The sequence below is a fragment of the Streptomyces sp. NPDC004629 genome (assembly GCF_042873595.1).
Classification (GTDB): Bacteria; Actinomycetota; Actinomycetes; order Streptomycetales; family Streptomycetaceae; genus Streptomyces.
On sequence record NZ_JBIALO010000013.1, the window covers coordinates 1 to 14,766 of the forward strand.

General features: G+C 71.9%; 10 protein-coding genes and 2 pseudogenes. 5 read left to right on the forward strand and 7 right to left on the reverse strand.

The annotated features are described in order from the left end of the window. A pseudogene (locus tag ACFYTE_RS20885) lies at positions 1-260 on the reverse strand (hypothetical protein); the annotation flags it as partial. A 204-nt stretch (positions 261-464) separates the two neighbouring features. On the opposite strand from ACFYTE_RS20885, the gene ACFYTE_RS20890 reads away from it, so the two are divergent. Beyond that, a complete protein-coding gene (locus ACFYTE_RS20890) occupies positions 465-1,751 on the forward strand; it encodes a Tat pathway signal protein (RefSeq protein WP_388712298.1) in 1,287 nt (428 codons plus the stop codon). Beyond that, positions 1,748-2,317 (forward strand): N-acetyltransferase, encoded by a 570-nt coding sequence (locus ACFYTE_RS20895; RefSeq protein ID WP_388712301.1) that lies wholly within the window; start codon positions 1,748-1,750, stop codon positions 2,315-2,317. The genes ACFYTE_RS20890 and ACFYTE_RS20895 overlap by 4 nt, the downstream gene beginning before the upstream one ends. 168 nt (positions 2,318-2,485) lie before the next feature. Here the strand turns inward: ACFYTE_RS20895 and ACFYTE_RS20900 are convergent. Continuing rightward, positions 2,486-3,635, reverse strand: a pseudogene (locus tag ACFYTE_RS20900) (transposase); the annotation flags it as partial. Between the two features lie 35 nt (positions 3,636-3,670). Between ACFYTE_RS20900 and ACFYTE_RS20905 the strand changes: the two are divergent. After that, entirely contained in the window at positions 3,671-3,949 is a 279-nt protein-coding gene (locus ACFYTE_RS20905) for a hypothetical protein (protein WP_388712304.1), read from the forward strand. Positions 3,950-4,083: 134 nt separating this feature from the next. Here ACFYTE_RS20905 and ACFYTE_RS20910 read toward each other — a convergent pair whose 3' ends face one another. The 3 genes from ACFYTE_RS20910 to ACFYTE_RS20920 all read right to left on the reverse strand — a co-directional run bounded on the left by ACFYTE_RS20910 (position 4,084) and on the right by ACFYTE_RS20920 (position 9,691). Next, complete coding sequence (locus ACFYTE_RS20910) at positions 4,084-5,529, reverse strand: aldehyde dehydrogenase family protein (protein ID WP_388712307.1); 1,446 nt, start codon at positions 5,527-5,529, stop codon at positions 4,084-4,086. A gap of 172 nt (positions 5,530-5,701) precedes the next feature. Continuing rightward, a complete protein-coding gene (locus ACFYTE_RS20915) occupies positions 5,702-7,363 on the reverse strand; it encodes a PucR family transcriptional regulator (RefSeq protein ID WP_388712310.1) in 1,662 nt (553 codons plus the stop codon). A gap of 180 nt (positions 7,364-7,543) precedes the next feature. Next, positions 7,544-9,691, reverse strand: coding sequence for an ATP-binding protein (locus ACFYTE_RS20920; protein WP_388712313.1), 2,148 nt, complete (start codon positions 9,689-9,691; stop codon positions 7,544-7,546). A gap of 282 nt (positions 9,692-9,973) precedes the next feature. Between ACFYTE_RS20920 and gabT the strand changes: the two genes are divergently transcribed. Both gabT and ACFYTE_RS20930 read left to right on the forward strand, forming a co-directional pair. Continuing rightward, entirely contained in the window at positions 9,974-11,308 is a 1,335-nt protein-coding gene (gene gabT / locus ACFYTE_RS20925; RefSeq protein WP_388712316.1) for a 4-aminobutyrate--2-oxoglutarate transaminase, read from the forward strand. Between the two features lie 244 nt (positions 11,309-11,552). Then, positions 11,553-12,407 carry a phosphatase PAP2 family protein gene (locus tag ACFYTE_RS20930; protein WP_388712847.1) on the forward strand — a complete coding sequence of 285 codons (855 nt, stop codon included), beginning with the start codon at positions 11,553-11,555 and terminating at the stop codon, positions 12,405-12,407. Here the strand turns inward: ACFYTE_RS20930 and ACFYTE_RS20935 are convergent. Both ACFYTE_RS20935 and ACFYTE_RS20940 read right to left on the reverse strand, forming a co-directional pair. Beyond that, positions 12,346-14,154, reverse strand: a complete 1,809-nt coding sequence (locus ACFYTE_RS20935; protein ID WP_388712319.1) for a chitinase — start codon at positions 14,152-14,154, stop codon at positions 12,346-12,348. The two genes, ACFYTE_RS20930 and ACFYTE_RS20935, sit on opposite strands and share 62 nt — an antisense overlap. 100 nt (positions 14,155-14,254) lie before the next feature. Next, a complete protein-coding gene (locus ACFYTE_RS20940; protein ID WP_388712322.1) occupies positions 14,255-14,707 on the reverse strand; it encodes a hypothetical protein in 453 nt (150 codons plus the stop codon). Positions 14,708-14,766 lie beyond the last annotated feature (59 nt).

Sequence of the window (14,766 nt, forward strand, 5' to 3'; positions counted from 1 at the left end):
GATCCCGGCACCGGCGTGGGCGCTGTTTCCCGCTCCGCCTCAGCCTCGGTCACGACAGTCGCCTCAGCCGCGGACGCGGCCAGCGCCTCGACTAGCTCTTCCCGCGCGATCACCCGCCGGTCCAGCTCGATCTCCGCAGCCTCCAGCACCCCAGCCAGCCGCGCCACTTCCTCCCGCAGGCCCTCCACCCGCACCCGGGCAGCCGTCTCCCGCTCCTCCAGCATTCCCAGCACCGACGCCACCGGACACCCCTCGGTCATGAAGCAGACATAAGACGCCGCATGCCTCCCTCACCCCGAGCGAAACCATGCCTGACCAGCAGAAATCAGCGAATCACGTTCGGTTGAGATACGGCTTCTGAGGCGGGTGGGAATGCCGTATGGACCGGCAGCTGCATGCACGCCCCCTGCCGTTTTGACCATCGCTTTACTCATGGTTGCGGCTGCGGATCCTAACGTTCTGTCATGCCGGGGACACGGAACGAGACACGGAACGACTTGCTCGCAGCGTGGCTGCACGACCACAAGGTGCAGGTCGGAGAGCTGACTTCCCTGGTCAATACAGAAATCGGCAAGCTGACGGGCCGATGCGGCACCGTCCACGACAGGCACATTCGCAAGCTGCTCAGTGGCGAACACAAGTCACCCAACGCCCTGCTGAGAACAGCGCTGGAGAGGGTCACGGGTCAAACAGCCACAGAGTTAGGCTTCATCCCTCGGGGGAGTAAGAAGTCAAGCCCCGCTCCAACACCCGAGGATGACCCGTTGTATCGCCGCGCCTTGCTTGCCGCAGCCTCCGCCGCTGGCGTCTCCCTTGCCACGCCGCCACTCGGAGGGAACCGGCCTCGCCGCCTCAACTCCAACGACGTCGAGGCGTTGAAGGCTGAACTCGTAGCCTGGACCACTTCAGAGAGCACGTACGGCGGCACCCCGGAATTGGAGAAGCGTGCCGAAGACATCACCGACAAGGTAGTCCGTCTCCAGCAAGAGAACAGCGCGTCCACGCGGATCCGCTCGGAGCTGTACACGGTAGCCGCCGCATTCTCCAACAGCGCCATGTGGGCTGCCATCGACGGCCAGCGCTTTGAGTCCGCGGAGTACCACCTCGACAGAACTATCCGCCTCGCCGGCCTGTCCGGCGACCCTGCCACCGAGTTCCGCGTATGGGGCCACGCCAGCATTCTCTTCCGACATGTCAACCGCCCCACTGACGCCTTGGCAGCAGCCGAGAGAGCCCAGGCGTCCCCCATCGCCCGCCGCGACCCGCTGTTCTCCTCGCTGGCGATGTCCCGCCTAGCGATCAGCCATGCCGCGCTCGGCGACGACAGAAGCGCCGTGCGCTATGTGGACCTGGCCCAGAAGGCGCTGGACCGTGCCGACCCGAACAAGTACCGCCCGTCCTGGGTCAGCTTTTACGATCAAGCCGAACTTGACCACCTCGCGATGGTTGCGCGCATGCACCTGAGGCAGTGGCCAGACGCCGAGAGACATGCGCACCGCAGCCTCGCGTACTTGAGGCCAGACCTCAAACGAAACAGCGCGCTCGTACACGCTCATCTCGCCGTTGCGCAACTTGGTCAGAAGGATCTGGAACAGGCGATCGGAACCGCCCAGAGCCTCCCCGAGGGCATGATGAAGCACGCCCGCGTCCGCCGTCTCCTGGACGGCTTCACCGAGCAGATCACCACCCTCGCCCCCCATAACCCTGAGGCCCGCGACTGGCGGGCCCGCTACCGAACGGTGGTTGCATGACTGACGCTGACTCCCTGATCCTGCTCCGCACCAGCGACGTGGAGAAGTACCGACAGATCTTCCTCAACGTCCATGTGGAAGTCCGAACCCAGTTCGGGCTGATGGAAAGCCCATTCAACGCTGTGGACCGGTTCGACGAGCGCCTGACCCGTTATGCCTCCCGGGAGGGCTGGGAAGCCGTTATCGCCTTCATCGGCGATGAGCCAGCTGGCTACATCTTCGGAGGGCCGCTCGCCCCCGGATCGCAGTGGTGGTCCAGTATGCGGCAGCCCCCGCCAGAAGCCTTCACCCGGGAAACAGGCAGCCGCACATTCGCAGTACAGGAAGTTCTCGTCCGCGAGGCGTACCGCGGCACCGCAGGCGCAGGGGCCTCCCGTACGCTGCACGAGCACCTTCTCGCTGAGCGCGAGGAGGAGCGCGCCACACTTCTGGTCGACGCCACCCGCTCCGACGGACGGTTGAAAGCGGTATACGAGTCCTGGGGGTACCGGGACATCGGCGAGCAACAGCCGTTCGACGACTCGCCCGTTTTCGCCACGATGCTGCGGGAGCCACTTCACCAGTAGCCGGAGCCTACGCCGAAGGAAGGTCGACCTCGGCTTCTTCGCCGGTGTCCTCGCACTGAAGGTCGATCTTCATCGACCAGGATGCGCCTGCTCAAAGTGGTACGCGATCGCACCTTCAACGCAGGCCCGGAACGCTTCGGACGCTGTTGGTTGATTCGGGCCCTGTTGCTTCGCCCCGCCGACTGGTTGGTCGGCGGGGCGAAGTGCTGCAAAGTGGCTGGTGCGGGTGCGGGCCCGGGGTGTGGCGGTGAGGTGGGCGTCGATGCGGGCGAGGTTGATCGCGGCGCCGGTGAGCTGGTGCTGGAGGCTGGTCTTGGCCAGGCCGCGGTAGCGGGATCTGCGCAGGCCGCAGCGCCCGACGCCTTGGGAGATGGTGCCCTCGACCCCGGCCCGGACCTTGTAGCGCTCCTTCCAGGCGTCGGTCTGCTGCTCGGCTCTGGCCGTGCGGAGCGCGTGGTGTTCGTCGTGGTGGCGCAGCCGTAGTTCGCGGCGTTCGGCAGTGGGCGAGTTGATGCACTCGCGCCGCACCGGGCAGGGCCGGCAGTCCAGCACGGAGAACCGCACCCGGATCACGGGCAGTCCTTGCCGGGAGAGCCGGCCGCTCCAGGTGGTGCTGACGGCACCACCGGGACAGGTGGCCTTCTTTCCTGCCCAGTCGATGGTGAAGCCTTCCTGGTCATAGCCGCCCGCCGTGCCGGTCTGTGTGCTGGTGTCGGCCGCGACAGGTCCTTGCAGAGTGACGCCGTGCTCACGCCGGGCGGTGACGATCGCGGCGGCGGTGGGATTATCCGGCGTCCACCCAGTGCTCACCGGGCAGGCAGTCCCGTGCGGCGAGAGATGTGTGGATCTCCTCGCTCATCACGCTGTCCGGGACGGTCGCCGGGGTGGTGACCAGGTTCGGAACGTCCGCCTCGCAGGTCTCGGTGAGGTGAACCTTGTATCCGTCCCACATGGTGTCCCGTTCGACGCTGCCGCGTGCCCCGGTGTCATAGGGGGTGACCAGGCGTGTCGCGCGCGGCGGCCGGTCTTTTGGGTCCCGCCGCCTCACCTCGCCCTCCACCACATGGAAGTGCTGGAACCAGTCCGGCTCCGCGACCTCGACCAGCCACCCGGGAGCGGCCTGGGCGAGCGTGTTCAGCGCCGAACGCAATGTCCCGGCGACCATCTCCAGCCAGGACAGCTCCCGTGCCGCGGACAGCACATGCGTCGAGTCGGTCCGGGCCCGGCCCGCACTCCTGAGCAGGCCCTTCTCCCGTGCCGCGGCCAGGATGCCGTCCAGCACCCGACGCCCGGCATCCGCCTCCACCAGCCGGTGCCGCGCTGGTCGACCGCACCAAGGTGTCGGGCGACGCGGTGACCCCGGTCGACGGCGGGAGCGCCGAACTCCTCTACCGCGACTGCGACTTCGGCGCGGGTGCCAGGGAGGTGACCGTGCGGGTGTCCGGCCGGGGCGAGGTCGAACTGCTCACGGGCGGGGACTCGGCGCCTCTCACGCTGACCCTCGGCGCGCCCGGCACCGGCCCCTACGCCTACACGTCGCTGCGCGCGCGGATCGCCGTCGCGGGCGTGCGCGACGTCCGGCTCAGGCTGCGCGGCCCGCTGCGGCTCGCGCACGTCGGCTTCTTGGGCTGAGGGTCCGGAAGCGGCCGGCACAGAGAAGGGGCCCGGCACCGGAAGGCATCGGTGCCGGGCCCCTTCGGGGATGACGAGCGCGCGTCACGCACGACTGTACATGGAAACGGTTCTCATTAGCCAGTGGCCGAGGGTCAGAGCGCGAGGCCGGTGAGGACGAGAACCCGCTCGTAGGTGTAGTCGTCCATCGCGAACTTCACGCCCTCGCGGCCGACGCCCGACTGCTTGGCGCCGCCGTAGGGCATCTGGTCCGCGCGGTAGGAGGGGACGTCGCCGATCACGACACCGCCGACCTCCAGTGCGCGGTGGGCGCGGAAGGCGGCCTGCACGTCATGGGTGAACACACCCGCCTGGAGGCCGTACTTGGAGTCGTTGGCCGCCGCGAAGGCCGCGGCCTCCCCGTCCGCCTTCTGCACGGTGAGGACCGGGCCGAAGACCTCCTCGCAGGCGATCGTCACCTCGGCCGGCACCTCGGTCAGGACGGTCGGCGCGTACGAGGCGCCGTCCCGCTTGCCGCCGGTCAGCAGCCGCGCGCCCGCCGTGACCGCCTCGTCGACCCACGCCTCCACGCGCCGGGCCGCGTCCTCGCTGACCAGCGGGCCGACATCGGTCTTCTCGTCCGACGGGTCGCCGGTGACCTGGGCCTCGACGGCGGCGACGATGCGCGGCAGCAGCCGGTCGTACACCGCGGCGTCCGCGATCACCCGCTGCACGGAGATGCAGGACTGGCCGCCCTGGTAGTTGGAGAAGGTCGCGATGCGCTGCGCGGCCCAGTCGAGGTCGGCGTCGCTCGCGTAGTCGGCGAGGACCACCGCCGCGCCGTTGCCGCCCAGCTCCAGCGTGCAGTGCTTGCGCGGCACCGAGTCCATGATCGCGTAGCCGACCTTCTCGGAACCGGTGAAGGAGATGACCGGCAGCCGCTCGTCCTGGACCAGGGCGGGCATCCGGTCGTTGGGGACCGGGAGGATGCTCCAGGCACCCGCGGGCAGCTCGGTCTCGGCCAGCAGCTCGCCGATGACCAGGCCGGACAGCGGGGTCGCTGGGGCGGGCTTGAGGATGATCGGGACGCCGGCGGCGATCGCCGGGGCGATCTTGTGGGCGCACAGGTTCAGCGGGAAGTTGAACGGCGCGATGCCGAGCACGACGCCCTTCGGGAAGCGCCGGGTGAGCGCCAGCCGGCCCTGGCCGCCGGCGTCCGTGTCGAGCCGCTGGGTTTCGCCGCCGTTGAACCGGCGTGCCTCCTCGGCGGCGAACCGGAACACGGAGACGGCACGGCCGACCTCGCCGCGCGCCCACTTGACCGGCTTGCCGTTCTCGGCGGAGATCAGCCGGGCTATCTCCTCGGTCCGCTCGACCAGGCGCCTGCTGACGTGGTCGAGGGCGGCGGCCCGGACGTGGGCCGGGGTGGCGGCGAACTCGTCCCGCACGGTGTACGCGGCGGCCACGGCCTCCTCGACCTGGGCGTCCGTCGGCAGGCCGACCCTGCCGACGAGCCGGCCGTCCCACGGGGAGGTGACGTCGAAGGTGTCCTCGCCGGTGGCCTGGCGGCCGGCGAGCCAGAAGGCGTGGGTGGAAGTCATCGTGAGAGTCCCGGCCCTTCCGCGTTGGGGGTGTTCCTTGCTTTCGTGCTCCACCGTAGGCCGGGGCCGCTCCGCGGTCGCTTGTCCGACTCGTAGCAGTACGGACACGGGTTTCTACGCTTTGTCGTAGCGGCCCCTGAAACCGGGTCACCCGATCCGCCGGGGGCCGACGTCACTCCTGGGCCGTTGTCTTCAGGGAGAGCCACAGTTCCATTCGGGTGTCCGGGTCGTCCAGGGAACGGCCCAGGATCTCCTCGACCCGCCGCATCCGGTACCGCAGGGTGTGCCGGTGCACGCCCAGGTCGGCCGCCGCCGCGTCCCACTGCCCGTGCCGCGACAGCCACGCCCGCAGCGAGGCCACCAGATCGCCGCGGCCGGTCGCGTCGTGCTCGTACAGCGGTCGCAGCAGCCCGTCCGCGAACGCCCGCACCGCGTCGTCCGCGAGCAGCGGCAGCACGGATCCCGTGGCCAGCTGGTCGTGCTCCACCAGCACCCGGCCGCGCCGCCGCGCCACCGACAGCGCCTGCTCCGCCTGCTTGTAGGCGGCCGCGGCCGCGATCGGTCCGGCGGGCGCCGACAGGCCCACGATCACCTCGTCCTCCTCCACGGCCGCCGGCTCGGGCGTGGCACGGGCCGCCTCCAGCGCCATCGCGTACCGTATGCCGGCCGCCGCGGCGGCGCCCCCGTCGGCGGCGAGCACCACCAGCCGCTCCCCCTCGGGCACCACCAGCACGGCCTCCCCGGAGCGCGCCGCGGCGGACTCCACGGACTCCGCGAGCCCGGCCAGCCGGTCGCCGCCCGCGTCCACGGCGGCGAGCGCGGCGACCGAGCCCGGCTTGGTCAGGGGCACGCGCGCGTGCCCGTCGGCGTGCGCCCGCGCGGCCGAGCCGGAGGCCGACTCGGCGACGATCAGCCGGAACGGCGCGTCGAGGAGCCCCCCGTACAGGTCCCCCGCGACGGCCCGGGCGTGGTCCGGCTGCCCGGCGAGCAGCATGCGCAGCACGGCCGCGCCGATCCGCTGCTCCGCCGCGTGCAGCGAGCGGGAGCGCTCGGTGGTGAGGGTGAGCAGGGCGATGGCGGAGTGCACCGCGTACCGTTCGGCGGTGCCGAGGGGAGCGGCTGTGCCCACGGCGAGGGCACCCCGCGGACGCCGCCCGGTGCCGAGCGTATGCAGTTCGACCCGGTCCTCGTGGTCCGGACCGCCGGCCACCGACGAGGCGGGCGCGGGCCGGTCCCGCAGCCGCTCCACGTCCGCGGTGAGCCGGGCGGCCCGCCGCCCCGCCCACTCCGGCGCGGTGGCGACCACGGCGCCCGAGGCGTCGTACAGTGCGGCCCAGCCGTCGACCTGCGCGGCGAGCGCGGTGAGCAGCCCCTCGGGGCCGGCGTTCAGGGCCTGCCGGGTCAGTTCCCGCTGGGCGGCGAACCCTGCGGTCACCGACCGGTACTGGTCGGCGGCGATCGCGGCGGACACCGCCTTGCTGATCGCGAGGAAGGGGGTGCGGCGCGGCACCTCAAGCAGCGGCAGCCCCTCCTGTTCGGCCGCGTCGACGAGGGCCTTGGGGATCTCCTCGTAGTTGACGCCGACGGCGAAGCCGAGCCCGACGACCCCGGCGCCCACCAGCCGCCGCACATACCGGCGCATCGCCTCGGGATCCTCCGCGTCCAGCTTCAGCGCGGTGATCAGCAGCAGTTCCCCGCCCTCCATGTAGGGCACGGGGTCGGCCAGCTCGCTCACATGCGCCCAGCGGACGGGCACGTCGAGGCCGTCCTCGCCCGCGCGCACGGTGAGTTTGAGCGCGGAGTGGTGGACGAGCGAGGCGAGCGTCGGGGGCATATGGCCTTCAGGTCGAGTGGCAGTAAGCGGCAGTCGAGCAGCATCGGACGATCATGCGGAGATCGGGTGATCATTGTGATCTTTTGGCCGCCGCGTATGAACAGCCTATGCCGATTCTGCCTGACCGTACGGTCGACCCTGGATCCGATGGACGAACCGGCCGGTCGTCCCCGACGCTCCTCAGCCGCGGAGGTCCACCAGCAACGGCGGGGCGTGCTCGCCCCGCACCGTCGTCAGGGACAGCACCGCGTGCCCCGGCGGCAGCGCGTGCGCCAGCTCCGAGGCGGACCAGCGCTCCCGCTCGACCTGCCGGACGGTGACGGCCCGTGCGGTCGGCGCCTTGCCGGTGATCACCCGGCGCACCATGTGCAGGGCCTTGCCCGCCGGGGTCTCGGCGATGATCTGCCGGTCGGTCACGTCCCGGGCCTCGGTCCACTCCTTGCCCCACACCTCGGCGAAGTCCTGTCCGTCCCACGGCGTCAGCCCGGACAGCGCCATCCGGCAGCCCACCGACCCGAGCAGCGGACCGCGCAGCGGCCGGGGCACGTCGTCCAGGGTGCGCAGGGTGAGCACGGCCCCGGCGTTGCCCGACCGCAGCCGCTGGATGCCGCGCACCGCCTCCGGGGTCACCACACCCGTGGCATCGTCCAGGACCAGGCAGGCGAACAGCGACCGGTCCTCCCGTACCGCGACGCTCGCCGTGAACTGGGCGAGCACCAGCCGGGCGAGGATCCGCGAGGCGTCCGCGTGCCCGCGCTCGGGCAGGTCGACACGGACCCTTACGGGGTGGTCGAGGGCCTTGAGCGAGAACGGCCGGGACTGCCCCGAGGTGTCGAAGAACCCGGCGAAAGCGGGCCGGTCGAGCAGCGCGATCCGGTCGGCGAGCACCGCGCCCACGTCGCCGGGGTGACCCAGCTGCCGCTCCCGCGCGTCGAGTTCGCGCAGCAGCGACTCCTGCCCGGTCTCCTGCACCGCCTTGCGCAGCGCGGCCAGCGGGCCCGGCGTGCCGTCGAGCAGCCGGCGCAGCTCGGGCACGGAGGGGAAGCGGCCGTGCACCGCCCGGAACGGGCCGAGCAGTTGGGCGAGGACGGTGGTGGAGCGGCGGCTGTCGCTGCCGGGGTGCGGATCGGCGAGGTCGCCGACCAGGGCCTCGGCGAGGATGGCCGCGGCCTCGTCCGGGTCGGTGGTGCCGCCGTACAGGTCCAGGTCGTAGACCGAGTCGGGGTGGGCGATCCGTACGACGACGTCGTAGGCGTCGGCCGGGCCGAGTCCGGCGCCCGCCGCGCCGACCACCACGACGCAGGCACGTCCGGCGAGCGCGTGCAGGCACAGCGACTCGGCGAGCGGGCGCACGATGCCGCCGGTCTTGCCGGCGCCGGCCGGGCCCACGGCCAGCAGCGAGGTGCCCAGCAGCTCGGGGCCGAGGGCGAGGCCGCTGCCGCGGTACTGGTACGGGTTGCGCGGATCGTCGGCGGTCGTACCGAGCCGCACCTGCCCGGTGACCAGGTCGTGCCGCGCCTGCCGTCCCGGCAGGTCGCGCGCGCCGGACGGGTGCGGGCAGGCGGCGGCGCCGTGCTTGACCACGGCGGCCGAGAAGGCGGCCAGGCTGTGCCGGCCGCCGTGCACGCCCTGCCAGGCGCGGCCGATCCGGGCCAGATCGACGTCCCGCATCAGCCCGGCCCTGGCCTCCGCGCCGAGCCGCTCGGCGGCGTCCACCGCTCCGGCGGCCCGCAGCTGGGGCCACTGCGCGGGGTCCTCCTCGGGGGCGGGCGGGCGCTCGGCGACCGGGACGGCCCGGCTCCAGGCGGGCGGGCCGAAGCGGCGCCAGACCTCGCCCCAGCGGCCGAGTCTACCGACGACGAGCATGATGGCGACGGCGATCAGGGTGTAGTAGCCGTACCAGAGGACCGCGTTCCCGACGCGGTTGTCGCTGTGCCGCCAGGAGCCCGGGGTGAACAGTTCGAGCGGCAGCACCCACCAGCCGCCGAGGTAGCCGTTCCACAGCAGCGACCAGACGAGCCAGCCCACCAGGAACGCGATCACGGCCCCGCTCAGCAGCTGGCGTGAAGGGGTCTGTTCGGGCTCTTCCGCGGGGCGCGGCCGGTGCCCGAAGCGCCAGACGCCGGGTGCCGCGTCGGGGCGGGGCGCGCGCAGCCAGGACAGGAACGCCGATCCGTCCGGCAGTGGCGGCACGCCCGGTGGCAGGGCGGGGCGCGGGGGCAGCGCGGGGCCCTCCCGCGGCACCGGGGAGCCGTCCTGTGGCACCGCCGGACGCGGCACGGGATTCGCGTGCGTGCCCCGCGTGTCCTGCGTCCCGTCGCTGTCCATCGCCCTTGCCCCCTGACCAGCCGTTCCGACCACCGTCCGCGAGTCAATCTAACGCTCTCGCAAGGGGAGTTCACCGCTTACGCGGCCGAGCCCGCGGACCTCGGGTCCGGCTCGCTATGTCCACCGCGGACAACCGCTTCCCGCGACAACGCCCACATGGAGCATGCCCACCGTCCGGCCTCGGCCCTAGCCTGCGAAGAAAGAAGGCAAGCGTCCGTAAACGCACCGCGCCCGGCACCGCCCGGCAGACCGCCCGGTACGCAAGATCATCAGGGAGCCCCCATGTCCGCACTTCCGCAGGAGCGTCGCGTCGTCACCGCCATCCCCGGCCCGAAGTCGCAGGAGCTGCAGGCCCGCCGTACCGCCGCGGTCGCCCAGGGCGTGGGCTCCACGCTGCCGGTGTTCGTCACCCGCGCGGGCGGCGGCGTCATCGAGGACGTCGACGGCAACAGCCTCATCGACTTCGGTTCCGGCATCGCCGTGACCTCCGTCGGCGCCTCCGCGGAGGCCGTGGTGCGCCGCGCCTCCGCCCAGCTCGCCGACTTCACCCACACCTGTTTCATGGTCACCCCGTACGAGGGGTACGTGGCCGTGGCCGAGGCGCTGGCCGAGCTGACCCCGGGTGACCACGCCAAGAAGTCCGCGCTGTTCAACAGCGGCGCCGAGGCCGTCGAGAACGCGGTCAAGATCGCTCGCGCGTACACCAAACGGCAGGCGGTCGTCGTGTTCGACCACGGCTACCACGGCCGGACCAACCTGACCATGGCGCTGACCGCGAAGAACATGCCGTACAAGCACGGCTTCGGCCCGTTCGCCCCCGAGGTCTACCGCGTCCCCGTCGCCTACGGCTACCGCTGGCCGACCGGCCCGCAGAACGCGGGTCCGGAGGCCGCCGCGCAGGCCATCGACCAGATGTCCAAGCAGGTCGGCGCGGACAACATCGCCGCGATCATCATCGAGCCGGTGCTCGGCGAGGGCGGCTTCATCGAGCCGGCGAAGGGCTTCCTGCCCGCGATCCGCCGGTTCGCCGCCGAGAACGGCATCGTCTTCGTCGCCGACGAGATCCAGTCCGGCTTCTGCCGCACCGGCCAGTGGTTCGCCTGCGAGGACGAGGGCATCGTGCCCGACCTGATCACCACCGCCAAGGGCATCGCGGGCGGTCTCCCGCTGGCCGCCGTCACCGGCCGTGCCGAGATCATGGACGCGGCGCACCCGGGCGGGCTGGGCGGCACCTACGGCGGCAACCCGGTCGCCTGCGCCGCCGCGCTCGGCGCCATCGAGACGATGAGGGAGCTGGACCTCAACGCCAGGGCGAAGAACATCGAGTCGGTCATGAAGGGCCGGCTGGCGGCCATGGCCGAGAAGTTCGACGTCATCGGTGACGTCCGCGGTCGCGGCGCCATGATCGCCATCGAGCTGGTCAAGGACCGCGCCACCAAGGAGCCCGCCCCGGAGGCGACCGCCGCGCTCGCCCGAGCCTGCCACCAGGAGGGTCTGCTGGTCCTGACCTGTGGCACCTATGGCAACGTGCTGCGCTTCCTGCCCCCGCTGGTGATCGGCGAGGACCTGCTGACCGAGGGGCTCGACATCATCGAGCAGGCGTTCGCGCGCATCTGATCCGACCGGCGGTGCTGCCGATGCGCCCAGCGCACGCCCAGCTCACGCACGGGATCCGCGGCACATGAGCCGCATCGGCCCCGGCCCTGTCGTCCGTAGCGGCGCCGGGGCCGGGGCGGCGGCCGTCGGGCCGTGTGAAGAAGGTGTGCGAGGTGGATGGCGGGAGGCCGTTCCGTCTGTCTCAGGGCCATCCACTGCCGTAGATTCTCACCAGATGAGAGATACACCCCGCCCACAGGGGACTGTGGGCGGTCCCAGGCCGGGGCCTCCCCAGCTTCGACCTGGCCGTGCCCTCGCGCACACACCCGGGGCCCTGGGCCCCGGTTCTCCTCACCGATCGGACGGTCGCTCGCCCCAAACCCCCCGGGGCGCGCGGCGTTCCGATCCGGACGGCCGCCTCGGAACTACCCCCCCTGTTCCGGGGCGGCCGACCTCCTTCCTCCTTCTTGCGGGCCTCCCGGCCCTGCTCCTCGCTCTGATCACCTGGCAGGTCGTGGCCGACGGCCCGCTGGTGCGCGCGGACGAGCGGCTGAGCCGGGCCCTGCGGCACCCGGACCGGCTCTCCGGACTCCTCTCCGATCTCGGCAACGTCCAGGTGGCGGTCCCGGTGCTGGCGGCCGTCCTCGTGCCGGTGTCCTGGCGGGCCCGCCGGGCGGGCGTGGAACGCTGGTGGGCGGCGCCCGCCGCGGCGGCCGTGCTGATGCTCCTCGTGCCGGTGCTTGTCGTGCCCCTGAAGGACTGGACCGCCCGCCCCGGCACCCCGGCCGTGCCGCCGGGGCTCGGCTACTACCCCTCGGGCCACACCGTCACCGCCGTCGTCGCCTACGGTGCCGCGACGCTGCTCCTGCTGCCCCTGCTGAGGGCTGCCCGCGCCCGCCGCGGCCTGGTCCTCGGCTGCGCCGCCGTGAACCTCGCCGTCGGCTTCGGTCTGGTGCGGCGCGGCTACCACTGGCCGCTGGACGTGCTGGCCGGCTGGTGCCTGGGCGCCCTGCTGCTGTGGGTGCTGTGGCGGCTCGCCGGCCGGGGCGGCGGTCCGGTCAGCCGAAGTAGGAGTCGAAGTTCTTCTGGAACTCCCAGCTCCCGAACCGGTCCCAGTTGATGGACCACGTCATCAGGCCGCGCAGTGCGGGCCAGGTGCCGTGGGGGGCGTAGGAGCCGCAGTTCGTCTTCTTGGTCAGGCAGTCCAGGGCCTTGGTGACCTCGGACGGTGCGACATGGCCGTTGCCCGCGTTCACGGACGCCGGCATGCCGATCGCGACCTGGTCGGGGCGCAGGGGCGGGAAGAGGTTGCCGGCGTCGCCCGCGACCGGGAAGCCGGTCAGCAGCATGTCGGTCATCGCGATGTGGAAGTCGGCGCCGCCCATGGAGTGGTACTGGTTGTCCAGACCCATGATGGGACCCGAGTTGTAGTCCTGGACGTGCAGCAGGGTCAGGTCGTCGCGCAGGGCGTGGATGACCGGCAGGTAGGCGCCGCTTCGCGGGTCCTGGCCGCCCCACTTGCCGGTGCCGTAGTACTGGTAGCCCATCTGCACGAAGAAGGTCTCCGGGGCCATGGTCAGTACGAAGTCGGAGCCGTACTTGGCCTTGAGGGTCTTCACGGCGGCGATGAGGTTGACGACCACGGGGGTCTTCGGGTTCCTGAAGTCCGTGTCGTCGGCGTTCAGGGACAGCGAGTGGCCCTCGAAGTCGATGTCGAGGCCGTCAAGTCCGTACTCGTCGATGATCTTCGAGACGGAGGAGACGAAGGTGTCGCGGGCCGCGGTGGTGGTCAGCTGGACCTGGCCGTTCGCGCCGCCGATCGAGATCAGCACCTTCTTGCCCGCGGCCTGCTTGGCCTTGATGGCCGCCTTGAAGTCGGCGTCGCTCTCCACGTTCGGGCACTCGGTGACCGGGCAGCGGTTGAAGCGGATGTCGCCCGAGGTGGCGGAGGTCGGCTCGCCGAAGGCGAGGTCGATGACGTCCCAGCTGTCGGGTACGTCGGCCAGGCGGGTGTATCCGGAGCCGTTGGCGAAGGTGGCGTGGAGGTAGCCGACCAGGGCATGGGCCGGCAGGTCGGAGGTGCCTTCGCCGCCGGATCCCGCGGAGGTGGTCGCGGTCGCCGGTGCCGATCGCGCGGACTCGCCCGCGTCGTTGACGGCCGTCACCTGGAAGCTGTACGCCGTGGCGCCGGCCAGTGCGGTGACCGTCGCCGAAGTGCCGCTCACCGTCTGGACCTTGACGCCGTCCCGGTAGACCGCGTAGCCGGTGGCACCCGTGACGGCGGTCCAGGACAGGGCGATGCTGGAGGAGGTGACGGCGCCGGTGCGCAGGCCGGTGGGCGCGGCGGGCGGCTGTGCGGTGCCGGCGTCGGGCCCGGTGAGCGAGATGTCGTCGGCGTAGTAGGCGCCGGTGCCGTACCAACCGTGCGTGTAGAGGGTGACCTCGGTGGTGCCGGGGCCGGTGCGGAAGGTGGTGGTCAGGTGCTGCCAGTCGGGGGCGGACTGGGTCCAGCTGGAGACGTCGGTGGTGCCGGTGCCGGCGGCGCCGAGGTAGACGTAGGCACCGCGGACGTAGCCGGACAGGGTGTACTGCGTGTCCGGCCGCACGGTCACGGTCTGCGCGCACCGGGCGTTGTCACTGCCGGCCGGGGTCGCCCGCAGCGCCGCGGCGCCGCTGTGCACGGGTGAGCCGACGGCCGTGCCCGCGGCGCAGGTCCAGCCGTCCAGGCCGGACTCGAAGCCGCCGTTGCGGGCGAGGTCGGCGTCGGCCGCACGGGCGGCCGACGAGAGCGCGGTGATCGCGGGTACGGCCAGCAGGGCGGCCGTGAGCGCGGCGAGGAGGGGTCTGGTGCGAGGGGGGCGGTCCACAGGTGCCTCCGGGCTGGGGGGATGGGAGGGCGGAGCGGCGCCCAACTTGGTCCAGACCAATCGGAGTTGTCAAGACCTCCGGCAATCGGCGGACCGCCCGCTACCCGTCCCGGCGCACCACCGCCCCGGCCGCCGCCTCGTGCATCGCCAGTTCCAGCAGCGCCGGGTCGGTGAGCGTCCCGGAGCCGTCCGGAGCCACCAGCCAGCGCACCCCGCGGGTCGCCCGGCCGGGATACGGCACGACTATCCAGGTGCCCTGCCCGGCCGTGCGGATGCCGGTGCCGAGCCAGCGCGCGGCGGTGCCCGGCGGCACGAAGAAGCCCACCCGGTTGTCCCCGAAGTCGACCAGCACCGGGCCGGGTTGATCGAGGACGCGGGTGAGCACGTCGAGCGTCGGAAAGCCGAGCTGGCCCGGCAGGATGAGCACGTCCCAGGCCTTGCCGGCGGGCAGCAGCGCGATCCCGTGGGGGCTGCGCTCCCATTCCCAGCGGCAGGACTCGGGGTCCGGTGCGACGGATGCCAGCCACTCCACGGCCGTCTTCGCCCCAGTCATCGCAAGACCTCCCTCTGTCGTGAACACCGATGGCGTCACGAGGGAGACAGCGGACTCCG